The sequence below is a fragment of the Pseudomonas sp. GW822-FHT02D10 genome (genome assembly GCF_058802345.1).
The window spans coordinates 554,095-579,148 of sequence record NZ_JBXAOB010000001.1 but is presented as its reverse complement, the minus strand read 5'-3'; the positions used below and the strand labels follow the sequence as shown (position 1 = coordinate 579,148).

Here is a 25,054-nt window from a genome sequence, read left to right as displayed (position 1 = left end):
ATAGGTCCGGTTGTGCGGAGCTGGGAGAGGTAATCAACCGGAGCAGGGAATCGATCAATGGCAACGTTTACGTTGAGAAAGCTGTTTCAAAAAGAATGTATGTCGGTGACTATGCCCGATATTTGTCGCTTTGTTACGGAGTCATGTAGTTGAGCTCACCACGGAGAATCGGTTTATGGCCATCAAGATCGAAGGAGTGATCGCCAGTAAAGTCGGCTTTGCATCCCACCAGAATGCTGTACCCGTGATGCGAGAGCTGACGGTACACAATGATAGTGCTACGGATTACAACGATCTTGTACTGGAGCTTGTGGCGGATCCACCCTTTCTTGAAAGTAAGAAATGGCACCTGGACCGATTGAGCAAAGACTCAACGTTGCACGTTGCAGAGCGCAATTTATCGCTTAATGCAGGTTATCTTGCGGATCTCGCAGAAAGCCTCGCTGCGACGTTGGTTTTGCGTCTGACCTGCAAAGAGGAAGTGCTTTGTAGTCGATCTTTTCCAATTGAACTCCTTGCGAAAAACGAGTGGGGCGGCGTGAATTCGATGCCTGAGTTACTGGCAGCGTTTTCAATGCCCAATGACCCGGCCGTAGATCGGATTCTGAAGTCCGCTTCCGATGTATTGCGGCGCGCGGGAAAGGCAGATGGCATCGATGGGTATAAAAGCCAATCTAGAACGAGGGCATGGGAGCTGGCCTCCGCCCTATGGTCGGCAGTGTGCGGTCTACGACTGAGTTATGCATTGCCACCTGCCAGTTTCGAAACTCACGGGCAAAAGGTACGAACTCCCGGTTTGATTCTGGACGGTGGAGTCGCGACATGCCTGGATACAGCATTGCTCTTTGCCGCGGCACTTGAACAAGCTGGGCTGAATGCGCTGTTGGTGCTGACGAAGGGACATGCATTCGTTGGTGTTTGGCTGCAACCGCAAGAGTTCTCCCAACTTATTACCGATGAGGCTTCAGCGGTTCGCAAACGAATCGATTTGAAAGAGGCTTTGGTATTTGAAACTACTCTGGCAACGCAGTTACCGGTTCCCAGTTTCAGTCAGGCTATAGCGAATGCAGAACGGCAAATCAATGATGACGATTTCATCATGGCTGTCGACATACATCGCGCGCGTATGCAACGCATTCGGCCGCTGGCCAGCTCGATTGCTCCGCCTAAAACCGACGGCACCGCTGAGGCTGAAGCGGTGTTCGAGGCATTGGAAGATGCACCGTCGCTCCCGGGCTTTGACGTTGAGATTCTTCCGGAATCAGACTCCCCAGCCGGGAAACTTACTCTTTGGCAACGCAAGCTCCTGGATCTGACGACGCGCAATCGACTCTTGCACCTGCCAGACAGTGCCAAGGGCGTTCGACTGATTTGTCCCGACCCTGCAGAGCTGGAGGATCAGCTTTCCAGCGGTAAACGCATTCGTATTGTCTCGGTGCCAGATTTGGAGGCGGGTGGTCGAGATGCCGCGCTCTATGAACAACAAAACCGTGAAAACCTGCGCGATGAATACGCCAGAACCGCCTTGTCTCGCGGTGAAGTGCTTGCCACTCTCGAAAAAAGCAAACTTGAAGTCGCGCTAATCGAGCTGTACCGCAAAGCCCGCAGCGATCTTGATGAGGGGGGAGCCAATACTCTGTTTCTCGCCCTCGGTTTTCTGAAGTGGAAAAAAACGGCGGACGACCCAAAGACTTACTCGGCACCCTTGATTTTGCTGCCGGTGAAGCTTGACAGGAAAAGTGCACTGTCAGGCGTAACCATGACGTTGCTTGAAGACGAACCTCGCTTCAACCTGACATTGCTTGAGCTACTGCGGCACGATTTTGAGCTAGTGATTCCAGGGCTTGATGGCGAACTTCCGACGGATGACAGTGGTGTCGATGTGGCCGGTATCTGGAATATCGTCAGACGCGCTATCAGGGATGTACCAGGGTTTGAAGTAACCACTGAACTTGTACTGGGGACCTTTTCTTTTGCCAAGTATTTGATGTGGCAAGACTTGGCGGCCCGTTCAACCCAGCTTCTGCAAAGTCCTATGGTCAAGCACCTGTTGGAACGTAGTGTCGGTGGTGAAGGTTACAGCAGCTCTGGCGACTTCCCGAGACCCGACGAGCTGGACAAAAAGGTCGATCCAGCCAATTTGTTTACTCCCTTGCCCGCAGACTCTTCCCAACTGGCCGCTGTGGTTGCATCGGCCAGTGGTTGTGACTTTGTTCTCGACGGTCCTCCAGGAACCGGTAAATCGCAAACCATTGCCAACATGATCGCTCACAACCTTGCGCTGGGACGCCGGGTTTTGTTCGTTGCCGAAAAAATGGCAGCGTTGGATGTGGTCTATCGTCGACTTGAAGAAAAAGGTCTTGGAGAGTTTTGCCTGGAGCTGCACTCCAGCAAGACATCGAAAGTGGACGTGCTCAAGCAACTGGAGCGCGCGTGGGATGTTCGTGACACCCTCACCAGTGAACAGTGGATAGCTGAAACGACAAAGTTGCACAGGCTGCGGAATCGACTCAACGAAGTCGTCGAGCTATTACATCGACGATCGCCAAACGGATTGTCTGTGCATCAGGCCATCGGCCGCGTCGTTCGGGATGGAAACCCCTCGATACCACGATTGGGCTGGCCTGAAGGGACAACCCACGATGCTCAAACCTACGAGCAACTGCGAGATGTGGCACGACGTCTAGATCTCAATAGTCAGGCCGCGCGAAACCTGTCGGGCAGTTTTGCAGTGCTGGCGCCTACTGACTGGTCGAATGGTTGGCAGGAGGCGATCGTTGCTGCAGCGGGTGAGTTACCAAAGGCTATCGAGCGCCTCACAGCGGCCAGTGCAGGTTTGCTAAAGGCGACGAATCTACCTCTTCCCGTCGCAGATAGTGATGAGATTGAGCAGCTTGCCCAGTTCGTCTCTCTGTTGGTTGACGCACATGGGATGGATCTTTCATTCGTCTTCACACTAAATGTGAGTGCAAAGATCACTGCAGCAAAAAAAGCCGTTGTTCTGCTGGGTGAGTATCGAGAAATAGAGCAGTCGCTTTCTCTGCCTTATGCGCAGGAGGCGTGCCGTGCAATCAATATCGAGCAAATAAAAAACGACTGGGAACAAGCCAAAGGCAAGTTTTGGATTCTGGCCACGTTTGGCAAAAATAAAGTGGCCAAAAGCCTCGCCAAGGTGGGGGGTATATCAGGACTACCGGACGTTGAGTCAGATCTGGTCAAGCTGTTCAACTTGCGTAACTTGCTGACATCTCTTGACGGTTTGTCTGCAGATTTGAGCTCGATTCCAGGTTGGAGCGGCTTGTCCAGCGATACAGCAGCAATAGCCACTGCCTATGAGCTGGGCGAGCGCCTTCGAACAATGATCAGCTTGCGGGCCGAATCTCCAGAAGATCTGATCTCGTTGCGTGAGGCGACTGAGAAGCTCGTCGTCAAAGCCAATGAATTGCTAGGTGGTGGCGGTCACATCGCATCTGCGTTGCATCAGTTAAAGGACTCGTTGGCACATTTCAATCAGGTGGCGGCACGATTCTACGAATTGAGTAACCGACCCCACGAATCCAGGTTGACGATCGAGGCATTGCAGGATGCCTCCAGCACGATTGTCCGTCAGGAATCGAAACTGAAATCCTGGTGCGACTGGTGCAGGGTGAAAGAGGAGGCTATCGCTTCCGGGCTTCAGCCGTTGGCAGATGCGCTGGCCGCAAATGCATTGCCGGAGCGCGGAACTGTCGATGCCTTCGAAACGGCTTATGCTCGTTGGTTTGCAACGGGGGTGATCGATGCCGAGCCGTTGCTACGCAACTTTGTGCCAGTAGAACATACGAGTGATATCGCGGCTTTCGTTCGACTCGATGACGAACTGTCCAAGCTAACCGTGCGATATATCCGCGCGAAATTATGCGGCCTGATTCCGTCAAAAAACGAGATCGGCAAGCAGGGCGGCTTTGGTGTACTGAAACATGAGCTGCAGAAGTCCCGGCGCCATAAACCTGTTCGACAACTCGCCGTCGAAATGGGGGATGCAATGTCCAAACTGGCACCTTGCATGCTTATGAGCCCACTTTCGATTGCGCAGTATCTTCCACCCGACTTGGCACTTTTTGATCTGGTTATCTTCGATGAGGCCTCACAGATCGCTCCTTGGGATGCAATCGGGTCCATTGCCAGGGGCAAGCAGGTGGTGATCGCGGGTGACCCTCGGCAGATGCCGCCCACTAACTTCTTCAACCGTGGTACCTCAGCGTCAGAGGACGATACGGCGGAGGATATGGAAAGCATTCTGGACGAGTGTCTCGGGGCGGGTATTCCCAGCCACAGTCTCAGCTGGCACTACCGAAGCCGCCATGAGAGCTTGATTGCGTTCTCCAATCACCGTTACTACGACAGCAACTTGATCACATTCCCTGCACCTGAAACGCGGCCGAGTGCTGTCGAGTGGCGTCGCGTCGACGGTGTCTATGCCAAAGGAAAAGGCCGACACAATCAGGCTGAAGCGGAAGCAATTGTCACCGAAACAGTAAAGCGGTTAATGGACCCAGCCTTTATTTCTGCGGGGCATACGATTGGGATCATTACGCTCAACAGTGATCAACAACGACTTATCAACGATCTTCTTGATAGAGCTCGGCAGCAGTATCCGCAGATCGAGGCGTTTTTCCAGGACGATCTTCCTGAGCCCGTAGTGGTAAAAAACCTGGAAACAGTGCAGGGCGACGAGCGCGATTTGATCATGCTGGGTGTGGGCTATGGCCCGACCGAGCCGGGAGCCCAAGTCATGTCGATGAACTTTGGTCCTCTCAATAAAGAAGGCGGATGGCGGCGATTGAACGTTGCGATCACACGTGCTCGCCGGGAAATGTTGGTGTTCTCGTCCTTTGACTCGTCCATGATCGATCTGAATCGTACCAATGCACGGGCGGTGCGTGACTTGAAGCATTTCATTGAATTCGCGCAACGTGGACCCCGAGCGCTCGCAGAGGCAGTACAAGGATCGGTGGGCGGCTATGACTCGCCATTTGAAGAGGCGGTGGCCCAAGGTCTGAGGCGCAAGGGTTGGGAGGTAGTGCCACAGATTGGCGTGTCGCGTTTCCGCATTGATTTGGGGATCGTCCATCCAGACAGACCTGGGGATTACCTTGTCGGAGTCGAATGTGACGGCGCGACTTATCACAGCGCGGCAACGGCCAGGGACCGGGACAAAGTGCGCAGTGCCATTCTCAAAGGGTTGGGCTGGAAACTGGTTCGCTTATGGTCGACCGATTGGTGGATCGACAAGTCTGGCGCATTGGATCGTCTGCATGCATCGCTTGAAGCGCTGTTGCAGGAGTCTCGTGCGATTTCGGAAGTGAGTCAGGTATCCGCAAAAGAGCTTCCTATACCCCATTTGTTGCTGGTGCAATCCCCATCAGCCGAAGCAGTCGTCGATCAACCGCAAGCGTTTGTCGTCGACCCGGCTGCTGCAGAGCCGACAGAACTCAAGATTGCAGGATCGTTTGCGGTTTCAGCCACTCCTGCAGTCAAGGCTGAATACCGTGTCACCGACTTTACCGGTGTTGGCGAACGGATCAGTGCAGAGGCCTTTTACTCGCAAGAATACGATCAGGTTCTCGCCGATCTGATTGCGCATGTCTTGATACAGGAAGCTCCAATCCTTGATTCGTTACTGGTGCAGCGCATTGCCCGAGCTCATGGTTTCCAGCGCACCGGCCGACTGATTCGAGAGCGAGTCCTGGACCTGACTGTGCAGAACCATCATCTGAGGCGCGATCCTGTTGATGGTCATTTTGTTTGGCACTCGGCAAATGATATTGCCGCGTGGAATAGCTACCGGATTCCTGTGACTGCTGATGACGCCCGGTCCGTGGAGGAGATTGCTGCCGAAGAACTACTCACGGTGGCATCCTTGATTTCTGCGGGTGACAGACCATTGGAAATTGCCAAGACACTGGGTGTGAAACGCCTTACCGGCTCTGCGCGTGAACGAATTGAACAGGTCATGAAGTCGATGCCAGATTTCTAAACCATCAGGTGTAGAACTGTTCAGCATCAGGAGAGAATGGCTTGTTAGCCAGACTCTCCTTTTTGGTTCTGGCCGCCCTGACGGCCTGAATCGCCTTACCAGAACGCTCGGACATAATTGAACGGCGCATGGTCAGCCAGGCGCCGGGTCATGACATTGCCGTTGCCGGGCGGGTTCTTGTAATGGGCGTTGTAATACTGCTCGCCCAGTTGCTGGTCCTGATCCATGAACGGCTGACCGGGCGTCGGGTGAACAAGACCATTGAAATCAATGTAGTGCAGCTGTCCTGTGTGCTGATAACCGAGAAAATCAGGCGGCACGGTGGTGACCAGGTCGCAGCAGTCAACGATCCGGATGCTTTGCAGTTCGGCGAGACTGGCAACAAAGGTGGTGTCGCCGACCTTGGGAGAACCCAGGGTCACCAGCAGATCGGCATTTGCCGGTTTGGCCAGCAGAGTGGCGATTGCCGCGCCCAGGCTGTGGCCGCAAATGATCAAGCGGCTACGGGAGCTGGCCGGTCCGGCAAGCCACGTCGATACCGGCTCCCAGAGACCTAATGCGGTCATCTTGAATCCATGGTGGACGTGACCGCGACCGCTGCACAGATCCCAGCGTTCAAGGAGGAACTGAATATTGGTGACCAGATCCAGCAAGTGATCCGGCTGAGTGCCCCGAAACACCAGCAATGCAGTGCCGTTGGGGGCGTTCATGACGCCGAAGCCGGCACCGTCGGTGGGGACATCGACAAAGTGCTCAAGACCATGACTGAATCCCGTCAGCGCCAGTGCGTCGGACAGCCGTGCGCTCTCTGTCGTCGATTGCTCGAAACGCACGTACGCCAATCGGGAGGCTTCGGTACAGAGTTGCAGGTCATCGACGGCAGGCGAAGTAAAAATGCTTGCTCGCTCTTCGGGTTTGTAGAGCGCTCTGCGGCCTGGATCATAGGGCAGTGTCATGACGACAACCTTTTTTGATCTTCTACGTTGATTGAGTAAAGGCCTGACCCTGCCAGTGTAGACGCGGGCGTGGACGGCGAACGTTCAGTCCTGCTTTTGGCCGATGCGCTGCCTTACAGCCAGGCGCGATGGCTTGTTATAGTTCAGGCCTCATTTACAGCGCCAGCAAGGATCACTGCCATGTCCGAATACCAAGCCTTTCGCGTCGAACTGACGGACAACATCGCCCATGTGCAGATCAACCGCCCGGAAAAGATCAACGCGATGAATGCGGTGTTCTGGACTGAAATCATCGAGATCTTCCAGTGGATCGATGACACCGATGAAGTCCGTGCGGTGGTGATCAGCGGTGCCGGCAAGCATTTCTCTTCGGGCATCGATCTGATGATGCTTGCGTCGGTGGCCAATGAAATGGGCAAGGATGCGGGGCGCAATGCGCGCCTGTTGCGGCGCAAAATCCTGGCGTTGCAAGCTTCGTTCAACGCTGTCGATATCTGCCGTAAACCGGTGCTGGCGGCGATTCAGGGCTATTGCCTGGGCGGTGCCATTGATCTGATTTCTGCCTGTGACATGCGTTATGCGGCAGAGGACGCGCAATTCTCGATCAAGGAAATCGACATGGGCATGGCCGCTGACGTTGGCACGTTGCAACGCTTGCCGCGGATCATCAGTGACGGCATGCTGCGAGAACTGGCATACACTGGTCGCACCTTTGGCGCGGAAGAGGCGCGCAGCATTGGCCTGGTCAACCGGGTCTACGCGGACACGGCCAGCCTGCTGGATGGGGTGATGGGCATTGCCCGTGAAATTGCTGCCAAATCGCCGATTGCGATTGCCGGGACCAAAGAGATGATCAGCTACATGCGCGATCACAGCATCAATGATGGCCTGGAATACATCGCTACCTGGAACGCCGCGATGCTGCAATCCACCGACCTGCGGGTCGCCATGGCGGCGTCAATGAGTAAGCAGAAACCCGAATTTCTGGACTGAGCACACATGACTTCACGCTGGACCACTGCAGTACTCGACACCGACTTACCCGGCGGCTGGGCAGTGGCCCGCAGCCCCGAAGGCTTTTTGTTCGACGACAACGGCGCGCTGTTTCCACGGGAATGGCTCAAGCGTCAGGACCTGTCGATTCTCGCCGAACATGGCATCGGTCATCTCGACGGTGAGCCGGTGTATTTGCTGGAGCTCAAGGCTCACAGTGAGGTTCCTGGCTGCAACTGGAAAGGTTTGCGAGCGTTCATGCTCGATGGCGATCACACGGTTTACAAAGTGTTAGGCTATGCCGCGCAAATCGGCACCTGGGCGCGGGAACACCGGTTTTGTGGCAATTGCGGTCAGCGTATGACGCAAGTACCGCGTGAGCGGGCGATGTACTGCGAACCCTGTGATTTGCGCAGCTATCCACGGATTTCACCGAGCATGATCGTGTTGATCACCCGAGGCGACGAAATTCTGCTGGCGCGCTCACCGCGCTTTGTCACCGGGGTCTACAGCACCCTGGCGGGATTTGCCGAGCCCGGCGAGTCGGCCGAGGATTGCCTGATTCGTGAAGTGCGTGAAGAGGTGCAGATCGAGGTCAAGAACATCCAATACCTGGGCAGCCAGTGCTGGCCGTTTCCGCATTCGATGATGCTCGGCTTTCATGCCGAGTACGCCGGTGGCGAGATCGTGCCGCAAGCCGATGAGATCGAAGACGCTCAGTGGTTCAACATTCACGCGCTACCGCCGTTGCCGGCGGGACGCTCGATTGCCCGCTACCTGATCGACATTTATGTGGCGCGGCGCTTAGGCCACGCTGAACCAGTGCTGCCAGGCTAGACGCACGGTCAAACCCAGCACTACGGTGATGAATACCGGGCGAATGAACTTCGCCCCACCGCTGATGGCGGTGCGTGCACCAAAGAACGCGCCGACCATCACCGACAGGCCCATGCTCAGGCCGATGATCCAGTCCACTTGCCCGGAAAAGACGAACACCGACAGCGCCGCGATGTTGCTGACGAAGTTCATGCTGCGCGCCACACCGCTGGCCTTGACCAGATCGATGGGGTAGAGCAGCAGGCTGCTGACGGTCCAGAAGGCGCCAGTGCCGGGGCCGGCCACGCCATCGTAGAAACCCAGGCTGAAACCCTGACTCGATTGCCACTTCTTCTTGATCGGTGCGTCGCTGTCCAGCGGCGCTTTCGGTGTGCCGCCAAACAGCAGATACACACCGCAGGCGAAGACGATCACCGGGAGCATCTTGTTCAGCCATTCAGCTGGCAGGTAGTGCGCAACGATCGCGCCGGTCAGTGCACCCACCAGGGTTCCGATAATCGCGTGCAGCCACTGTCTTGGGTGAAACAGCTTGCGTCGGTAAAAGGTGAAACTGGCGGTGGCTGAGCCGAAGGTCGAACTGAGTTTGTTGGTGCCCAGTACCAGGTGCGGCGGCAGGCCAGCGGTGAGCAGCGCCGGGGTGGTCAGCAGACCGCCACCGCCGGCAATGGCATCGATGAAACCGGCAATGAACGCGACGATGGCCAAAATGGCCAGAGTGGTGAGGTCTACGCTGAGTTCGAAAGGCATGAGGTCGACTTATTCGGCGGGGCAGAGAGGGCAAGGCAGGGGCGTCATCTTACCCATAACCACTGGCCCCTGCGACCGCTCGAACGCCATCGCGAGCAAGCTCGCTCCCACAGGTTTTATGCCGGCCGCAAAATTGCGGCTCAAGCTGATCCAATGTGGGAGCGAGCTTGCTCGCGATGCTTTTTACAAGCCCAGATCAGACAGCCCCGGATGATCATCCGGGCGACGGCCCAACGGCCAGTGGAACTTGCGCTCGCTTTCCTTGATCGGCAGGTCGTTGATGCAGGCGTGACGGTTGGACATCAGCCCGTACTCATCGAACTCCCAGTTTTCATTGCCGTACGAGCGAAACCAGTTGCCCGAATCGTCATGCCATTCATAGGCGTAACGCACGGCGATACGGTTATCGGTGAAGGCCCAGAGTTCCTTGATCAGCCGGTAATCCAGTTCCTTGGCCCATTTGCGGGTCAGAAAGCCCATGGCTTCTTCACGGTTGTTGGCGAACTCGGCGCGGTTCCGCCATTTTGTGTCCAGGGTGTACGCCAGGGACACCCGCTGTGCATCGCGGGAGTTCCAGCCGTCTTCGGCCAGACGAATCTTTTCAATGGCCGACTCACGGGTGAACGGCGGAAGTGGCGGACGAACTTCGGCATCAGATGACATTTAAAGTCTCCAGGAAAAGTGAGTGTTCAAACAGCAAGTGACTCTTGTTTAAACAGTGACAGGTCCAATAACTTTCGCGCCATGCATTGCGCATTATCGGCGGCACTGTGATCGCCCATGACAAGAGCAACGGTAATGGCGCCATCGATCAGGATCAGCAACTGTTTGGCCAGCGCCTCCGGGGCGTGTACGCCATGTTCGGTGCAGAGTTCGCACACGTAGTCGAGCAGCTTCTGTTTATGTTCCTTCGCCACCAGGCGCACCGGGTCTTGCGGGTCGCCGGTTTCACCGCTGGTGTTGATAAAGGCGCAGCCGCGAAAACCTTCGCTGGCGAACCAGTCCTTGAGCACGGTGAACAGGTTGAGCAACCGCTCGGCCGGGGTCGGGGCCTTGTTCACTTCAGTCTTGAACCAGTGCATCCAGCGTACGTCCCGGCGTTGCAGGGCCGCGACGGTCAGCTCCTCCTTGCTGGCGAAGTAGCGGTAAATACTTTTTCTGGAGACGCCGGCGGTTTTCACCAGAAGATCCATGCCCGTGGCAGCAATGCCATTTTTGTAGATCAACTTTTCGGTGACATCCAGAATGATGTCGCGTGTGTCATTGCTAGTAATTTCGTTCATGTGCCAGAGAGTAGAATGGTCGTTCTCCTTGGTCAAGTGGGTATTTTAGGTGGGTGTTGAATTGCCTTCGCGAGCCAGCTCGCTCCCACATTTGAAATGCGGCCTCCTGTGGGAGCGAGCTTGCTCGCGATGCGGTCATTACAGACAGTAACAAGACCCGAACGGATCCATGGTGTAAGCTCGTGCGTTCTTCGGATTCGACCCATTTGCGAGCCCTATGCCGTCGCTTTTCAAACGCTCTCTACTGCCCAAGCTGCGCAGTTTTCCGCTGACCGCCGAGGCGGTCACCATCCTTTCTGGCGCTGCCGAGTTCCGCCGTTGCCTGCTGGAGAAAATTGCCCAGGCGACCCAGCGCATTTACATCGTCGCGCTCTATCTGCAACACGACGAAGCTGGCCAGGAAATCCTCGATGCCTTGCACGCTGCCAAAGCTGCGCGCCCGGAACTGGACGTGGTGGTGGTGGTTGACTGGCTGCGGGCGCAGCGCGGTTTGATCGGTGCCGGCAAGCAGCCGGGCAACTCGGCCTGGTATCAGCAGCAGACCCGCGAGCACGACAGCGAAGTGCCTGTGTATGGCGTTCCGGTGCAGACCCGCGAACTGTTCGGCGTGTTGCACCTCAAAGGCTTCGTGATCGATGACTGCGTGATCTACAGCGGCGCCAGCCTGAACAACGTCTATCTGCACAAATTCGACAAATACCGTTTCGACCGTTATCACCTGCTGCACAACCGTGCGCTGGCCGACTCCATGCAGCACCTGGTGCAGCACGGGCTGATCGCCTCCAAAGCCGTGCACCGTCTTGACACGCCGAACCTGCCGACCACTCGCAGTCTGCGCAACGACATTGGTGACCTGCGCAGCCGCCTCAAGCACGCGGCGTACGACACCACGGCCGGTACGCTGGCCAAGGACGGTCTGTCAGTGAGCCCATTGCTCGGGGTCGGTAAAAACAATGCATTGAGCCGGGTGATCTGTGAACTGATTGCCAGCGCTCAGCATCAGCTGACCATCTGCACGCCGTATTTCAACCTGCCATTGCCGGTGACCCGTGAAATCAACCGGGCACTGGCACGTGGCGTGAAGATCGACATCATTGTCGGCGACAAGACCGCCAACGACTTCTATATCCCGCCGAACGAGCCGTTCAAGGTGATCGCAGCGTTACCGTACCTCTACGAAATCAGCCTGCGACGCTTCGCCAAGCGTCACCAGCGGGTGATCGACAGCGGCCAGTTGAACCTGCATCTATGGCGCGACGGTGACAACACCTATCACCTCAAAGGCATGTGGATCGACGAGCGCTACACCTTGCTGACCGGTAACAACCTCAATCCGCGAGCGTTTCGTCTGGACCTGGAAAATGCTTTGCTGATCGATGATCCCAAAGGTGAATTGCAGGAGCCCCGGCGCACTGAGCTGGCAGAGATTTTCCGCAATACCCGCCGTATCGAGCGCTTTCAGCAACTGGAAACCTTGCTCGAATACCCGCCAGCGGTGAGCAAGTTTCTGCGTCGGGTCAGTCGGGTGCGGATTGAACGTTTGCTCTATCGCATCTTGTAGCCAAAAACACAAAAGCCCCGTCACATGGACGGGGCTTTGCTTGCTGCTTGAAGCTTGTCGCTAAAGCTGCTCTTAGAACACTACGCCTTGGCTACGCAGGTAGTCATCGTAGGTGCCGCTGAAGTCGATCACACCGCTTGGGCTCAGCTCGATGATTCGAGTGGCCAGGGACGATACGAACTCACGGTCGTGGCTGACGAAAATCAGCGTGCCCGGGTAGTTTTCCAGCGCCAGGTTCAGCGCTTCGATGGATTCCATGTCCAAGTGGTTGGTCGGTTCGTCCATCACCAGCACGTTCGGCTTTTGCAGGATCAGCTTGCCGAACAGCATGCGACCTTGCTCACCACCGGAGATGACCTTGACCGACTTGAGGATATCGTCGTTGGAGAACAGCATGCGGCCCAGGGTGCCCCGTACCAGTTGCTCGCCACCTTGAGTCCAGCGACCCATCCAGTCGAACAGGTTTGATTCGTCTTCGAAATCCGAAGCGTGGTCTTGTGCGTAGTAGCCGATTTCTGCGGCGTCGGTCCATTTCACGCTACCGGCATCCGGGCTCAATTCGTTGACCAGAGTGCGCAGCAGGGTGGTTTTACCGATACCGTTCGGGCCGATGATCGCCACACGCTCGCCGGCTTCAACGGTGAAGCTGAAGTCCTTGAACAGATTCTTGCCGTCGAAACCCTTGGCCATGCGCTCGACCATGACCGCCTGACGATGGAGCTTCTTGTTCTGCTCGAAACGAATGAACGGGCTCACGCGGCTCGAAGGCTTGACCTCGGCCAGCTGGATCTTGTCGATCTGCTTGGCGCGGGAAGTGGCCTGCTTGGCTTTCGAGGCGTTGGCCGAGAAGCGGCTGACGAACGATTGCAGTTCCGAGATTTGCGCTTTCTTCTTGGCGTTGTCCGAGAGCAGTTGCTCGCGGGACTGGGTCGCCACGGTCATGTACTCGTCATAGTTGCCCGGGAACAGGCGTAGTTCGCCGTAGTCAAGGTCAGCCATGTGGGTGCAGACACTGTTCAGGAAGTGTCTATCGTGGGAGATGATGATCATCAGGCTGCTGCGCTGGGTCAGAATGTTTTCCAGCCAGCGGATGGTGTTGATGTCCAGGTGGTTGGTCGGTTCGTCGAGCAGCAGCACTTCCGGATCGGAGAACAGTGCCTGAGCCAGCAGGACGCGGAGTTTCCAGCCTGGCGAAACTTCGCTCATCGGGCCGAAGTGTTGCTCGATGCCGATACCCAGGCCCAGCAGCAGCTCACCGGCACGCGATTCGGCGGTGTAACCGTCCATCTCGGCGAATTCGGTTTCCAGTTCGGCGACAGCCATGCCGTCTTCTTCAGTCATTTCCGGCAGCGAGTAGATGCGGTCGCGCTCGGCCTTGACCTTCCACAGCTCTTCGTGACCCATGATCACGGTATCGATCACGGTGAATTCTTCGTAGGCGAACTGGTCCTGGCGCAATTTACCCAGACGCACGTTCGGCTCGAGCATGACCTGGCCGCCGGACGGATCGAGGTCGTCACCGAGGATTTTCATGAAGGTCGATTTGCCGCAACCGTTGGCGCCGATCAGGCCATAGCGGTTACCAGCACCAAATTTGACTGAAACGTTCTCGAACAACGGCTTGGCGCCGAACTGCATCGTGATGTTAGCTGTGGAGATCAATTACTTTACCTATCAATGGGTTGCGGGCTGCACGTTTGGCGATTGGGCCATTCCTGGGGCATTTTGGAGCTTCTCCATCTCTCCCCGGTCGCCGCTAGAGTTCAACCAACGCGCATAAGTCGAGAGCAGCATCTGGACGCTGTGTCCAAGCTGTTGAGCAATAAAGGCGGGATTCATGCCAGACATTGTGCATATTGTCGCATAAGTATGACGGCAGTTGTACGGCGGGCGATAACGTGTCGCCAGCTTCTCCAGGACCGGACCCCATTGTTTGTGCAGATCAGAGGTCTGCCGGATGTACTCGCTTTACTTCGACGGCGGGAACACGTAGGGCGTGGTCTTGAGTTTTCCAACGCCTTTTGCGTGCCGCTTGGCGTACTGGCGGGCGAGCTCCAGCACGTGCAGCGCCCGCTCGTTAATCGCCACCAGTTTTTGTGCGCTCCACCAGTTCCCCAAGGCAATCGCGCGACAGATGTGGGCGGTCCTTATTTATAAAGGACTTTTGCCGAGACCGAATCCTTTGGTCTGGAAAGGCTGAACATCTCTTTGCAGACAGCGTTCTACATAGGTATGGGAGCTCAATAGGAGAAGCATCATGGTTCAGCGCCGCCGATACCATATCTCACAGATATCTCTTCGATTAGAGGGCTTGCGCGCCAACCTGTCGCAGTTCAAACGGGACGAGCTTGAAATACAGGAGACATTGCGTGGTGCTCCTGTACTCGAGATCGAAAAAGCTCTGGATGAGGCGTTTGATGAGATACGTGATTCGATAAACCATACCGAAGAACTCTTGAACGCGCTGGTTCAAAAAGCTGAAAGAGGTCGTAAAACGCAGGCGAGCCAAGAGGCTAGTCAACGAGGAGGTGAGCACTCTGATTGACTGCCTGTCTATTTCGATTGAACCACCTTTAGCCTGGCCAGTCCTCGCTTGCTGCTTCCAGAGCGAGCTGGGGAGGGTAGACAACAGAAAGCCCGCAGGTGGCAGGCTTTCTGCGTCGCACGAGATCATGGAAACGCCCGCACGTCAGTAAGCGTAGGGTTTACTGATCTTGTTTGGTGCTCGAATCAGCAGCTTTACTCAGGCCTTTTGAATTGTGATCTCCGGGTGTGGTAGTTGAGATCGCAGTGGCCTTTGTAACTCCGTGTGTGGTTTTGGAGTGTGCAATCCCGGAGGTAGCCGAGCCATGACCTTTACTGTCATTGCGAGCACTTCCTTTGTGTTTGCCACTGACTCCGTGGTCCCTGACCGCTTGACCGTCATGATCGCTTTCCTGGCCTTCGCTACGGCCATTGCTGTCAGCGTCGGCAGAATGACCTACTCCCTGTCCGCCGCCGCCGCCGCTACTGCTACCGTGACCTGAGCTGTCGCCGCCACCACCACTTTTTGCATAGGCAGAGGACATTGGGAGTAAAGGCGCTGCAGCCAGCATCATTACGCATGTCATCATAGCTACGAGATTCGTCTTCTTTAAAAGCATGATTGCTTCCATCGATCAGAGTGGGTTTGTATGTATTAGGATGCATAGCATTGTCTATAGTTCTCAGACTTCCGACAGAAGGCACCACGTGAGGATCACGCACTCTTTCAATGCGGCCCCCAGGCCCGCCACTGGCGATGGCCTGGGTTTATTGCGTCAGCAGTGCGTGTACAGCTTTCAGTATGGAACCTTGGGGATTACTGGAGTAAAAAATACCTTACCTGCCTCAATCCAGAGGATGTGCAAATGGTCATTACTATCAAAGAACGCGAAGAGCACCAGATGTCTCATGACGCAAGTAGCGCGGGAGTCAGAATGTGGGACGTATATCAAGGAGATGTTCTTGTAGGTGTCTATCACAGTGAAGCAGATGCGTTGAAGTACAAGGCTTTGCTGGAGAGCGGACGATTGGATAGCCTCAAGGCACCTCCGAAAAGCTAAGGTCAACCGAATGAAAAAGCCCAGCACAGTGCTGGGCTTTCTCGTTTCCGAGGTTAGAAAAAGTTTTTGTACCGCCCGCTGAGCGGCCGTTGTTTTTTTACTGCATGGCAGGGCACTCGTTACGTGTCCTGCCGGCCGCTTGAATGACGGCGGCGGCCAGGCGTTTTACGTTGTTCTGATGGGCCAGGACCAAGTCGTCGATAGTTGGGCCAGAAGGTGTTTGTACAATCGTATGGCAGGTCAGGAGTGCATTACTCTCGTCAGTACCGACGCGTTGCAGCCGCCATTTCGCATCCAGTAGCGCGTACTGACCAGGTATAGAGTCGAAGCGCTGGATGTCGATGCGCAATGTGGTTTTGCGTTGAGAGGGCGTGCCGGACAGTTGATCGACCAAGGCACTTTTCAACTCATCAGACAGGCTGGCCCCCCACCATTCGGTTTCCAGAATTGCCAGGCCACTGTTGCCTTGGCGAATGACGATTTGCGGGCGGTCGACCTGAGGTGGCACGGTGAGCCGCTCAATCTGGACATCTGCATTGCCACGGGAGCCTGCGGCCGGCTGGGCCGGAGTCAGGGTGTGGTAATGAATCGGATCACTGCGGCACGCCGCGAGCAACACCACCAGACTGAGCAACGAAAACTTCAGCGATAAAGACATGGATTTGCTCCTGGGGTCAGTTGCTCGAAGACGGTTGCAGATCTTGCGCCGCTGCACCTTTGGGTCGGCCGCGCAGCAAGGATTCCGGATGGCGGGTCAGGTAGTCTGACAACTCACGCAGCGAGCGCGAGGTGCGCCCGAGTTCGTCCAGGGTTGCGCCCAGTTGTTCACGTTGTGGGGAGTCTTCGGCGAGGGTCGAGCTGGCCGATTGCAGGGTTTTGCTCATGTCCTGCAAAGTGTTCTGTACGCCCGGCAGCGTCTTGCTGTTGAACTGCTTGAGGCCACTGCGCAGCTCCGTCAGGTTGCTATCCAGGTTGTTGGCGATACGCTCGATCGGCAGTTTGTTGATCTTGTCGACCATCGCCTGGAGCTGCTCTTGCAACTGTTCGAGGCTGGCGGGAACGGTAGGTATCATGACCGGCCGGGCGTTGGGGTCGAAGGCGACTTTTGCGGCTTTGGGGAAGAAATCCAGCGCTATGTACAGTTGTCCGGTCAACAAGTTGCCACTGCGCGCCTGGGCACGCAGACCGTTTTCGACAAAGGTGCCCATGAGCCGGATACTGGCCTCTTCGTCGTCGGGGTTGTGGCTCAAGACCTTGAGCAACTTGGTGTGGGCCCGGCCCAGACGTTGAGGGTAGATCACGATGCCCACGCTGATGGGGAAACTGCGGGTCTTCTCGTCAAAGTCCAGATTGATCGCGACCACCTTGCCGATCTCCATTCCCTGGAACTCCACGGGGGCATTCACCTTCAACCCGCGCAACTCCTGATCGAAACGCAGCGACAGGAATTGCGCCTTGCCGTTGGGCGGGGCGAGGGCGGTCTGTTGCTCGTCGAACAGCTCGAAGGTCGTGTCTTCGGTGGCCGGCTGGTCGTTGGGGCTGTAGTCCGGGGCGCGGAAGGTAATCCCGCCCATCAGCAAGGCTGACAGCGACTCGGTCCTGAGCGCGAAGCCATTGGCACCGACATCAATATCGATACCGCTGACGTTCCAGAAGCGAGTGTTTTCGGTGACGTAGACATCGTTCGGTGCCTTGACGAAGACTTCAATGTCCACACCCTTGCCCTCCGAATCCAGAGCATAGGCGACTACCTGGCCGACCGGAATCTTGCGGTAATAAACCGGTGAGCCAATATCCAGCGAACCGAGATTCTGGGTGTGCAGCATGAAGCGCTTGCCCGGTTCGCCATAGGTGAGGGGCGGCGGGGCCTCAAGACCGGTGAAGGTTTTGGCGCGGGCATCGGCAGTGCCAGCGTCGGCGCCGACAAAGGCGCCTGAGAACAACGTGTCAATTCCAGACACGCCGCCAGCGCCAACGCGTGGCCGCACGACCCAGAACTTCGAGTCTTCGCGGGTGAAGGATTCAGCCTGTTTGACGAGCTTTACCGTGGCATTGACGCTCTTCTGGTCGTCGCTCAATTCGACGTCGGAGACATGGCCGATCACTACGTTGCGGTACTTGACCTCGGTCTTGTTGGCCGTCAGACCTTCGCCGGTCTTGAAGTTGAGAGTGATGGTCGGCCCTTGTTGCAGTATGTTGTGCACCACCAGGGAAATCCCGACCAGCACCGCCACGATGGGCACGATCCAGACCAGCGAAACATTCCAGCGACGGGTCTTGATGTTGGCTTGGCCGGGCAGCGGTTGCCCCTCAGTGGCTTGCGACTTCATCCATGACCTCCTCGGATTTTCGGTTTTCCCAAATCAGGCGCGGGTCGAAACTCATCGCCGACAACATGGTGAACACCACCACCAGACCAAAGAACAGAATCCCCGCCCGGGGTTCGATATCGCCCAGCGCCTGAAACTTCACCAATGCCGCTACCAACGCGACGACGATCACATCGAGCATCGACCAGTAGCCGATCAGCTCGACGAAACGGTAGAGTTTTGAACGCTCTTTGCGTGCCCACTGGCTGTTGCGCTGCACGGTGACCAGCAACAACGTCAGGGCAACGAACTTGATGCCCGGCACCGCGATACTGGCGATGAAAATGATCAGTGCAATGTCCCAGGCACCATGCTCCCAGAACTCCAGCACGCCGCCGATGATGGTGCTTTCGGAGCCACTGCCGAACATACTGGTGTTCATCACCGGCAACAGATTGGCCGGGACATAAAACACCAGAGAGGCCAACAGGTAGGCCCAGGTCCGGGTCAGTGAGTTGGCTTTGCGGGCATGTAAGGGGGCGCCGCAGCGTTCGCACTCGCGGGGGTGGTCGGTCATGTCACAGGCGTTGCCGCAGCTGTGGCACAGGCAAAGGTTGAGATCGCGTGCCTCAGGTGCGGTGCTCATAGCGTGTCCCACAGCTCGCGTACATCGCGGCCGGCAATCCGGATCAGCAGCAGGCTCAGCACCGCGAGCGCAAACAATCCGATACCTGGCAGCACATCAAGCAGACCCGCAAGTTTGAACACCGCGACCATTGCCCCCAGCAGGCAGACCTCGAGCATGCTCCAGGGCCTGAGGGTTTCCAGCCAGCGCATACACAGTTTGAATGCCGGCGAACGCCTGGCCGCAAGAGCGAAGCTCAAGACCCAGACCAGCAACAACAGTTGAATGATCGGCGCGATGATCATGGCGATGGCCGCGACCATGGCAATGAAGGTAATCGGCCCCTGGCTGAGCGCCAGGACCGAGTCCCATAAGGTGGCGCTGTTCTTCAGGCCTTGCAGGCTGATACTCATCACGGGATAGAAATTGGCGAAAATCCACAGCACCGCAGCCGTCAGACTCAAGGCCAGGCGTTGCTCCACCGACAATCCGTTGTAGCGCTGAAGCACCCCGCCACAACGTGGGCACAGAGCGGTTTGATGTTTGGCGAGCGTAGCTTTTTCATACACACAGTCGCAGTGCTCACAAATGATCAACTGGTCGGAATTCGCCATAAATCTCACTCGTCAGAGCCTCTAAACATCAGGGTGCTCAATCAATATAGAAGCGTCAGGTCATTGAGCAAATTTTATAAGGGGGCGGACAGGGCTGAGGCGGTGAACCGAAATCAATACTTGCGCCAAGGAATGGGGTCTATACCTAACCTGCTGATTGCCTGATCGTCGGGGCTGAGTCGATTATCAATCGCCCAGCTATTACTGCAGTCAAAAGCAAAACTGAAAGTTTGCAATATGACTTCCCAAGAAGTCATAGCAGGGACTTTTTCCTGCCTTTGACTCGGGCCGTTATGCATTGACAACCCGTGCGGTTCGAATAAACAACGCGCGCGCCTTCTCCCAAAAGTTTGCGCCCAACACGAAAAAGCTGCCGATCAATATGGCGTCGCCCAGCACCTGAAGCTGCCAGAGGTTCGGTCTGAGCCCAGGCCAGATGCTGTCGACGTAGGGTTCAAGAAAGGATGAGATCAGTGGCAGGCAGAACATGACCAGACCGATTCTGTGACGAGTTGGCCCCACCTCGATTTCTGCGCTGGGCGCAAGTGCGGACACGTAACCAAACACGCTGCGTTTCAGCTGCTGAAAGCCGGACTTGCCCATGATGGCAATGGCGAGGATCAGCAAAACCTTGTTGCTGATAAACAAGACGCCGGTCAGCGCTGCGATTTTTGCGCCGGGTACGTCGGCTGCGGCGGCGAGCGGCACCAATAACCAGCATGCCGGCATCAAGCAGATAATTACGATGCCCAACTTGAAGCGCCAACCGGCTGAATGGGGTTCAGTAATGCTCTGGGTATTGCTCATGGTTGTCGTACCTTTTTTTGTATTTTGCAGCTGAAGTGATGACGCTTAAAAAGCGTAGCAGTTGGTACGCGAGAACGATCATTCAAATTTGAAGTAGCTATAAACCTGGTATCTGACGCCCACGTTGTGATTGCCGTCTCTGTACTAGTCTAAGCAAACCCGTTCGCTATTCGGACACTATGCTCCTGTGATCTTCCTTCGCTGGAAAATACTTATGCATCCACGTACAACCAGATTGATGCGACCGGGCCAGTTCATACTGCTTGGCGCGCTCGGCCTCAGCGGCTGCGTGCGCCTGGGGCCGGACTTCCAGGCCCCCGGCGAAGCGTGGATAAAACACTGGAACAGTTCGGCTCTTGAGCAGGCCAGCCAGCGGCGCCTGAATCCCGATATTCGTCAGTGGTGGCAGGTCTTCGCCGATCCAGTCCTCGACCATCTGATTGCCGAGTCGGATGCTCATAATTCAAGCTTGAAGGTTGCCGGCCTGCGCGTCATGGAAGCCCGCGCCCAATTGGGTATTGCTCAAAGCGGACGCTACCCGCAACTGCAACAGGCCAGCGCCGACAGTCTGTACGTCAACCGCAACCAATCCGGCGGGAGCAACCCACAGAACAGCCATTTCTGGCAATACAGTGCGGGTTTTGACATCGGTTGGGAGCTGGACTTCTGGGGGCGTTTCAGTCGCGCCATCGAGTCCTCCGACGCCAGCTATTTCGCCGCGCAGGCCAACTATCAAGACGTACTGGTGCTGTTGCGTGCCCAAGTGGCGGATACCTATTTCACATTGCGTACCACCGAAGCGCGTTTGCGTGTCGCCCGGGAAAACGCCGAACAGCAAAAGCGCAGTTTTGAAATCACCGAGAAGCTGTTCAACAGCGGCCAGAACGCTGAACTCGACTTGCAGCAGGCCAAGACCCAATACCTGGGCACCCTGAGTAGCATTCCCAACCTTGAGGACCAGGTACAGCGTACCCGCAACGCACTGGCGGTGCTGATCGGGCAACCTCCCGGCGCACTGCCGCAGTTGCTCGAAAACGAGGGGCTGATTCCGCTGATCGATCACGCCGTGCTGCAGGACGTGCCGGCCAACCTGCTGCTGCGTCGACCGGACGTACGCGCCGCCGAGCTCAATGTTGCCGCCCAGTCGGCATTGATCGGCGTGGCCGAAAGCGATTTCTATCCATCGTTGACGTTGCTCGGCAGCATCGTCTGGTCGGGTAATTCACTGGGCGGAACCTCCAATAATCTGGACCTGATCGGCGGTCCCAGCCTGAGCTGGAACCTGTTTGACCACGGAAAAATCAGCAACAACGTGCGGGTGCAGGATGCTCGCCTGCAACAGTTGATCGAGGTTTATCGCGATACCGTCCGCCAGGCTGCGCGCGAGGCTGATGATGCGGCCAGCGGCCTGACCAAATCATTGGAGCGTGAGCGCATCCTGCGCGAATCCGAGGTCGCCGCGAAGCGCTCGCTGGTCCTGGCCAGCGCCCAATACCGCGAAGGCTACTCGGACTTTCAGCGGGTGTTGGATGCTCAGAGCGCGCTACTTCAGCAACAGGACAACTATCTGATCAGCCGCAGCAACGCCGTGAGCAATCTGATTGCCCTGTACAAGGCCCTGGGCGGTGGTTGGTACAGCATTCAGCCGAAAGTGGATCAAGCCACTCGCCAGCAGATGGAACACCGCACTGACTGGGGCAAGCTGCTGGATGAACCTGCCACTTCGCAGTCAGGCCCGCCCACACCAACCAAGGTGAAAGACGATGAGTGAAGCCGCACAGCCTTTCCCCGAAGCGCCTCCTCCCAAGGCGCCAGAGCCGGCCGCCGACCCTACGAAAAAGGGCATCAAGTGGGTGATGCTGCTGATCGTGCTGAGCCTGGCGTGGTACCTGCTGGCCGACCGATTTACGCCTTATACGCAACAGGCACGGGTGGGCGCCTTTGTCATTCCAGTGGCCGCAGAAGTGGCGGGCCGCGTGACCCGCGTCAATGTGCGCAACAATCAGGACGTCAAGGCCGGTGATGTGCTCTTCGAGGTGGATCAGCAGCCGTATCAGATTGCCGTCGACCGCGCGCGTGCGGACCTGGAGTCTACCCGCCGACAAATCGGTGCCAGCACCGCCGGTATTGCCTCGGCGCAGGCGTCCTTACGGGCAGCCCAGGCCAATGAGCTCAAGGCGCGGCAGGATAATCAGCGGCTTGAAGGTTTATATCGCGAAGACAAGGGCACCATTTCCGTGCGCCTGCTGGAAGTGTCTCGCGCCAACCGCGAACAGGCCGTCAGCCAGGTGGCCGCCGCCCGCGCCGAGGTTCAGCGCGCGCGCGAGCAGGAGGGCGGCAGCGACGAAGAGAACGCTAAACTGCGTAGCGCCGCCACTGCGCTGTCAAAAGCCGAACTGGACCTGGCCAATACGCAGATACGCGCACGCTCGGCCGGTTTGATCACCGATCTTCGTACCGACGCCGGACAGTTTGCCGCTGCCGGTAGCCCGGTCATGACCCTGATTGCCATTCACGATGTGTGGATCAGTGCCGACATGACCGAAAACAATCTGGGCCTGGTCAAGCCCGACACCCCGGTTGCCTTCATACTGGACGCCTTGCCGGGCGAGGTCTTCGAGGGACGCGTGCGCAGTGTCGGCTACGGTGTCAGCGTGGGTCAGACGACGGCGCCGGGCACCCTGCCCAGTGTGGAGAACAGCCGCGATTGGCTGCGCCCGGCACAACGCTTCCCAGTGATCATCGAGTTTTCTCCAGACGCATTGACCTTGCTACGTGACAGTCGCAGCATTCGTGCCGGCGGGCAGGCCGAAGTCATGGCGTTCCCCACCCAAGGTCATCTGCTGAACCCGCTTGGCCGGGTGTTTCTGAGGCTGATGAGTTGGCTGTCCTATGCCTACTAAGCGCTCACCCCGGGATCAGCGTGCGCTGCGTCTGGCCACAGGCACTGCGCTGTGTCTGGCCGCCAGCTTCGGCCTCGGACTGCCGATTCCCTTTCTTGCGCCGGTGCTTGGCCTGTTGCTCCTGGCCACGCTCAACCGTCCGCTGCCCTTCAAGGCCGGGCTGGTCCTTGCACTGGTCGCAATGTTGACCACCGGCGTCGGCCTGCTGTTGATCCCGATCCTGCGCTATTACCCCACAAGCGGTGTGCTGCTGATCGGTGTGAGTCTGTTTCTGGTTTTTCGCGCAGGTTTAGGCGGCGCCAACAACCTGATCGTCACTTTTCTGATCATCGGCCTGACCATGATCTCTGCGGCCGGCACCGCCGATTTCGGTCTCGCGGTCATGGTCATCGGCGCCCTGGTCAAAGGTCTGCTCCTCGCCGTCATGGTGGTGTCCTTCAGTCATTGGCTATTTCCTGAGCTTGCCAATGCGCAATCACCGCCGATCACCCCGGCCCTGCCGGCCGACGAGGTCACCAGGGTGGCACTGCGCGCCACGCTGATCGTGCTGCCCGCTTTCTTGTTAGCCCTGATCAATCCCGCCAGTTACCTGCCGATCATTTTGAAGGCGGTCAGTCTTGGCCAACAAAGCTCCACGACGACGGCCCGCAACGCGGGTCGCGAGTTACTCGGCTCGACCCTGCTCGGAGGCCTGCTGGCCATCCTGTTCTGGTGCGTGCTCAGCCTGTTTGTGCACCTCTGGATGTTCTTCCTGTGGATGCTGCTATTCGGACTGTTGTTGGCGCGCAAGCTGTATGCCCTGAGTCCGACCCGACTAAGCCCGGGATTCTGGCTAAACACCATCATCACGTTGATTATCCTGCTGGGACAGTCGGTCCAGGACAGCGTGCCCGGCAAGGACGTCTACACGGCTTTCGCCGTGCGCATGGGACTGTTTATCGTCCTGACGCTCTATGCCTGCCTGATGGTCTATCTGCTCGATCAGAGACGCCCGAATCGCAGCGTCACACCAGCCGATCGCTGATGCTCAGGGATTGATACTGCAAAAAAAGAGTGTTGAGCACGGCCCCTTCGGCGTCTGCCGAGAGTTTTGTGGTGTTACTTGAGGGCAGAGGCAGAAATTTTTGAGTAGGTGTCGCTATCGGTTGTGGCAAGAAGGCAGCGGCCATCCTTGAATTTTGCGTAGAAGGTTACCTCTCTCTCTTTATCGCATAGCAACCAGCCCGCAACCAACCCAATCGGTCCTAAAAGCAATGCTCCAGCCAGACTCCATCGAATAGCGCTTCCTTTCTTATTGACGACTTCTTCGGTTGCTGCTTCCAGGGTTTCCAGTTTTGAAATGGGAATTTTTAATTCTACAGAGGGTTTCAATGCGGATTTCAGAGTGAATAGTCCAGATTGAAATTCGGCATCACCTGCCAGAAAGTCACCGGATATCACCGTTATTTTCGACATGGTTTTTCTTCTTCTGATCTGGTCTGGATCGCTGAGTACTGGGCTCCAAAGGTCTGCGCCAGTCAATCGACTTGCGACAAAAGGTGAGGCCGACGGTCACTCCATCGATACCAGATCGAGGGCATTCACAACCCTCTGACCGGGACTGGAGTTGCTGGGTTTTCTGTGGCATGAGGAATGCCTCGTTGAGGTAGCGTGACGGTTGGAAATGGTCTATTAATTGACAACCTGCACCCAGCCGGACGCCAGCATGGACTCAGCCACCGAAAGGCCATATCCCGTGGATTACGTTCATCCGAACGGTAGGAAAGCAACGATCGACTTCATTTGGGGCGAGCCAGAGAGTTCGATGCCGCGGGTC

General features: G+C 56.7%; 22 protein-coding genes. 9 read left to right on the top strand and 13 right to left on the bottom strand.

The window, feature by feature from the left end:
- Window positions 1-175: 175 nt before the first annotated feature.
- Window positions 176-6,019 (top strand): anti-phage protein ProA, encoded by a 5,844-nt coding sequence (gene proA / locus AC1RPZ_RS02705; protein WP_493134551.1) that lies wholly within the window; start codon window positions 176-178, stop codon window positions 6,017-6,019.
- Between the two features lie 95 nt (window positions 6,020-6,114).
- On the opposite strand, the gene AC1RPZ_RS02700 is transcribed toward proA, so the two are convergent.
- Window positions 6,115-6,975 carry a lipase family protein gene (locus AC1RPZ_RS02700; protein WP_493134547.1) on the bottom strand — a complete coding sequence of 287 codons (861 nt, stop codon included), beginning with the start codon at window positions 6,973-6,975 and terminating at the stop codon, window positions 6,115-6,117.
- A gap of 180 nt (window positions 6,976-7,155) precedes the next feature.
- Between AC1RPZ_RS02700 and AC1RPZ_RS02695 the strand changes: the two genes are divergently transcribed.
- The gene (locus AC1RPZ_RS02695; RefSeq protein WP_493134543.1) at window positions 7,156-7,968 is read left to right on the top strand and encodes a crotonase/enoyl-CoA hydratase family protein; all 813 of its coding nucleotides are present in this window, start codon (window positions 7,156-7,158) and stop codon (window positions 7,966-7,968) included.
- Window positions 7,969-7,974: 6 nt separating this feature from the next.
- Window positions 7,975-8,805 carry an NAD(+) diphosphatase gene (gene nudC / locus AC1RPZ_RS02690; RefSeq protein ID WP_493134541.1) on the top strand — a complete coding sequence of 277 codons (831 nt, stop codon included), beginning with the start codon at window positions 7,975-7,977 and terminating at the stop codon, window positions 8,803-8,805.
- Here the strand turns inward: nudC and AC1RPZ_RS02685 are convergent.
- From AC1RPZ_RS02685 to AC1RPZ_RS02675, 3 genes are all read right to left on the bottom strand, one after another.
- A complete protein-coding gene (locus AC1RPZ_RS02685; protein ID WP_123424480.1) occupies window positions 8,773-9,552 on the bottom strand; it encodes a TSUP family transporter in 780 nt (259 codons plus the stop codon). The genes nudC and AC1RPZ_RS02685 overlap by 33 nt on opposite strands.
- A gap of 183 nt (window positions 9,553-9,735) precedes the next feature.
- Window positions 9,736-10,215 carry a nuclear transport factor 2 family protein gene (locus AC1RPZ_RS02680; protein WP_493134539.1) on the bottom strand — a complete coding sequence of 160 codons (480 nt, stop codon included), beginning with the start codon at window positions 10,213-10,215 and terminating at the stop codon, window positions 9,736-9,738.
- Window positions 10,216-10,241: 26 nt separating this feature from the next.
- Entirely contained in the window at window positions 10,242-10,835 is a 594-nt protein-coding gene (locus AC1RPZ_RS02675) for a TetR/AcrR family transcriptional regulator (RefSeq protein WP_493134537.1), read from the bottom strand.
- Between the two features lie 217 nt (window positions 10,836-11,052).
- Between AC1RPZ_RS02675 and pssA the strand changes: the two genes are divergently transcribed.
- On the top strand, window positions 11,053-12,396 hold the full coding sequence (gene pssA / locus AC1RPZ_RS02670) for a CDP-diacylglycerol--serine O-phosphatidyltransferase (protein ID WP_493134535.1): 1,344 nt from the start codon (window positions 11,053-11,055) through the stop codon (window positions 12,394-12,396).
- Window positions 12,397-12,468: 72 nt separating this feature from the next.
- Here pssA and AC1RPZ_RS02665 read toward each other — a convergent pair whose 3' ends face one another.
- Both AC1RPZ_RS02665 and AC1RPZ_RS02660 read right to left on the bottom strand, forming a co-directional pair.
- On the bottom strand, window positions 12,469-14,058 hold the full coding sequence (locus AC1RPZ_RS02665) for an ABC-F family ATPase (RefSeq protein ID WP_493134533.1): 1,590 nt from the start codon (window positions 14,056-14,058) through the stop codon (window positions 12,469-12,471).
- 306 nt (window positions 14,059-14,364) lie between these two features.
- Window positions 14,365-14,514: a hypothetical protein gene (locus AC1RPZ_RS02660; protein ID WP_493134531.1), complete on the bottom strand. Its 150-nt coding sequence runs from the start codon at window positions 14,512-14,514 to the stop codon at window positions 14,365-14,367.
- Window positions 14,515-14,653: 139 nt separating this feature from the next.
- Between AC1RPZ_RS02660 and AC1RPZ_RS02655 the strand changes: the two genes are divergently transcribed.
- Window positions 14,654-14,941 carry a hypothetical protein gene (locus AC1RPZ_RS02655; RefSeq protein ID WP_493134529.1) on the top strand — a complete coding sequence of 96 codons (288 nt, stop codon included), beginning with the start codon at window positions 14,654-14,656 and terminating at the stop codon, window positions 14,939-14,941.
- Window positions 14,942-15,101: 160 nt separating this feature from the next.
- On the opposite strand, the gene AC1RPZ_RS02650 is transcribed toward AC1RPZ_RS02655, so the two are convergent.
- Entirely contained in the window at window positions 15,102-15,539 is a 438-nt protein-coding gene (locus tag AC1RPZ_RS02650) for a hypothetical protein (RefSeq protein WP_493134527.1), read from the bottom strand.
- A gap of 246 nt (window positions 15,540-15,785) precedes the next feature.
- On the opposite strand from AC1RPZ_RS02650, the gene AC1RPZ_RS02645 reads away from it, so the two are divergent.
- A complete protein-coding gene (locus AC1RPZ_RS02645; RefSeq protein ID WP_493134525.1) occupies window positions 15,786-15,980 on the top strand; it encodes a hypothetical protein in 195 nt (64 codons plus the stop codon).
- A 97-nt stretch (window positions 15,981-16,077) separates the two neighbouring features.
- Here the strand turns inward: AC1RPZ_RS02645 and AC1RPZ_RS02640 are convergent, their stop codons facing one another.
- The 5 genes from AC1RPZ_RS02640 to AC1RPZ_RS02620 all read right to left on the bottom strand — a co-directional run bounded on the left by AC1RPZ_RS02640 (window position 16,078) and on the right by AC1RPZ_RS02620 (window position 20,335).
- Window positions 16,078-16,638 carry a PqiC family protein gene (locus AC1RPZ_RS02640; RefSeq protein ID WP_493134523.1) on the bottom strand — a complete coding sequence of 187 codons (561 nt, stop codon included), beginning with the start codon at window positions 16,636-16,638 and terminating at the stop codon, window positions 16,078-16,080.
- Between the two features lie 16 nt (window positions 16,639-16,654).
- Window positions 16,655-18,310 carry a PqiB family protein gene (locus AC1RPZ_RS02635; protein WP_493134521.1) on the bottom strand — a complete coding sequence of 552 codons (1,656 nt, stop codon included), beginning with the start codon at window positions 18,308-18,310 and terminating at the stop codon, window positions 16,655-16,657.
- Window positions 18,291-18,935: a paraquat-inducible protein A gene (locus AC1RPZ_RS02630; protein ID WP_493134515.1), complete on the bottom strand. Its 645-nt coding sequence runs from the start codon at window positions 18,933-18,935 to the stop codon at window positions 18,291-18,293. Before AC1RPZ_RS02630 ends, AC1RPZ_RS02635 begins: the two co-directional genes overlap by 20 nt.
- The gene (locus AC1RPZ_RS02625; RefSeq protein WP_493134510.1) at window positions 18,932-19,528 is read right to left on the bottom strand and encodes a paraquat-inducible protein A; all 597 of its coding nucleotides are present in this window, start codon (window positions 19,526-19,528) and stop codon (window positions 18,932-18,934) included. The genes AC1RPZ_RS02630 and AC1RPZ_RS02625 overlap by 4 nt, the downstream gene beginning before the upstream one ends.
- Window positions 19,529-19,819: 291 nt before the next feature.
- Window positions 19,820-20,335 carry a transporter suffix domain-containing protein gene (locus tag AC1RPZ_RS02620; protein ID WP_493134506.1) on the bottom strand — a complete coding sequence of 172 codons (516 nt, stop codon included), beginning with the start codon at window positions 20,333-20,335 and terminating at the stop codon, window positions 19,820-19,822.
- Window positions 20,336-20,549: 214 nt separating this feature from the next.
- On the opposite strand from AC1RPZ_RS02620, the gene AC1RPZ_RS02615 reads away from it, so the two are divergent.
- From AC1RPZ_RS02615 to AC1RPZ_RS02605, 3 genes are read left to right on the top strand one after another with little or no spacing between them, the layout of a single operon-like run.
- The gene (locus AC1RPZ_RS02615) at window positions 20,550-22,106 is read left to right on the top strand and encodes an efflux transporter outer membrane subunit (RefSeq protein ID WP_493134503.1); all 1,557 of its coding nucleotides are present in this window, start codon (window positions 20,550-20,552) and stop codon (window positions 22,104-22,106) included.
- Window positions 22,099-23,238 carry an HlyD family secretion protein gene (locus AC1RPZ_RS02610; protein ID WP_493134501.1) on the top strand — a complete coding sequence of 380 codons (1,140 nt, stop codon included), beginning with the start codon at window positions 22,099-22,101 and terminating at the stop codon, window positions 23,236-23,238. The genes AC1RPZ_RS02615 and AC1RPZ_RS02610 overlap by 8 nt, the downstream gene beginning before the upstream one ends.
- Entirely contained in the window at window positions 23,228-24,262 is a 1,035-nt protein-coding gene (locus AC1RPZ_RS02605; RefSeq protein WP_493134500.1) for a DUF2955 domain-containing protein, read from the top strand. Before AC1RPZ_RS02610 ends, AC1RPZ_RS02605 begins: the two co-directional genes overlap by 11 nt.
- Before the next feature lie 74 nt (window positions 24,263-24,336).
- Here AC1RPZ_RS02605 and AC1RPZ_RS02600 read toward each other — a convergent pair whose 3' ends face one another.
- Window positions 24,337-24,693, bottom strand: coding sequence for a hypothetical protein (locus AC1RPZ_RS02600; RefSeq protein WP_493134497.1), 357 nt, complete (start codon window positions 24,691-24,693; stop codon window positions 24,337-24,339).
- Window positions 24,694-25,054 lie beyond the last annotated feature (361 nt).

Coding starts and splice junctions, on each gene's coding strand:
- nudC (WP_493134541.1), top strand. CDS start 7,975: ATGACTTCACGCTGGACCACTGCAGTACTCGACACCGACTTACCCGGC.
- AC1RPZ_RS02645 (WP_493134525.1), top strand. CDS start 15,786: ATGGTCATTACTATCAAAGAACGCGAAGAGCACCAGATGTCTCATGAC.
- proA (WP_493134551.1), top strand. CDS start 176: ATGGCCATCAAGATCGAAGGAGTGATCGCCAGTAAAGTCGGCTTTGCA.
- AC1RPZ_RS02600 (WP_493134497.1), bottom strand. CDS start 24,693: ATGTCGAAAATAACGGTGATATCCGGTGACTTTCTGGCAGGTGATGCC.
- AC1RPZ_RS02635 (WP_493134521.1), bottom strand. CDS start 18,310: ATGAAGTCGCAAGCCACTGAGGGGCAACCGCTGCCCGGCCAAGCCAAC.
- pssA (WP_493134535.1), top strand. CDS start 11,053: ATGCCGTCGCTTTTCAAACGCTCTCTACTGCCCAAGCTGCGCAGTTTT.
- AC1RPZ_RS02675 (WP_493134537.1), bottom strand. CDS start 10,835: ATGAACGAAATTACTAGCAATGACACACGCGACATCATTCTGGATGTC.
- AC1RPZ_RS02625 (WP_493134510.1), bottom strand. CDS start 19,528: ATGGCGAATTCCGACCAGTTGATCATTTGTGAGCACTGCGACTGTGTG.
- AC1RPZ_RS02695 (WP_493134543.1), top strand. CDS start 7,156: ATGTCCGAATACCAAGCCTTTCGCGTCGAACTGACGGACAACATCGCC.
- AC1RPZ_RS02650 (WP_493134527.1), bottom strand. CDS start 15,539: ATGCTTTTAAAGAAGACGAATCTCGTAGCTATGATGACATGCGTAATG.
- AC1RPZ_RS02655 (WP_493134529.1), top strand. CDS start 14,654: ATGGTTCAGCGCCGCCGATACCATATCTCACAGATATCTCTTCGATTA.
- AC1RPZ_RS02615 (WP_493134503.1), top strand. CDS start 20,550: ATGCATCCACGTACAACCAGATTGATGCGACCGGGCCAGTTCATACTG.
- AC1RPZ_RS02700 (WP_493134547.1), bottom strand. CDS start 6,975: ATGACACTGCCCTATGATCCAGGCCGCAGAGCGCTCTACAAACCCGAA.
- AC1RPZ_RS02610 (WP_493134501.1), top strand. CDS start 22,099: ATGAGTGAAGCCGCACAGCCTTTCCCCGAAGCGCCTCCTCCCAAGGCG.
- AC1RPZ_RS02640 (WP_493134523.1), bottom strand. CDS start 16,638: ATGTCTTTATCGCTGAAGTTTTCGTTGCTCAGTCTGGTGGTGTTGCTC.
- AC1RPZ_RS02620 (WP_493134506.1), bottom strand. CDS start 20,335: ATGAGCAATACCCAGAGCATTACTGAACCCCATTCAGCCGGTTGGCGC.
- AC1RPZ_RS02605 (WP_493134500.1), top strand. CDS start 23,228: ATGCCTACTAAGCGCTCACCCCGGGATCAGCGTGCGCTGCGTCTGGCC.
- AC1RPZ_RS02630 (WP_493134515.1), bottom strand. CDS start 18,935: ATGAGCACCGCACCTGAGGCACGCGATCTCAACCTTTGCCTGTGCCAC.
- AC1RPZ_RS02685 (WP_123424480.1), bottom strand. CDS start 9,552: ATGCCTTTCGAACTCAGCGTAGACCTCACCACTCTGGCCATTTTGGCC.
- AC1RPZ_RS02680 (WP_493134539.1), bottom strand. CDS start 10,215: ATGTCATCTGATGCCGAAGTTCGTCCGCCACTTCCGCCGTTCACCCGT.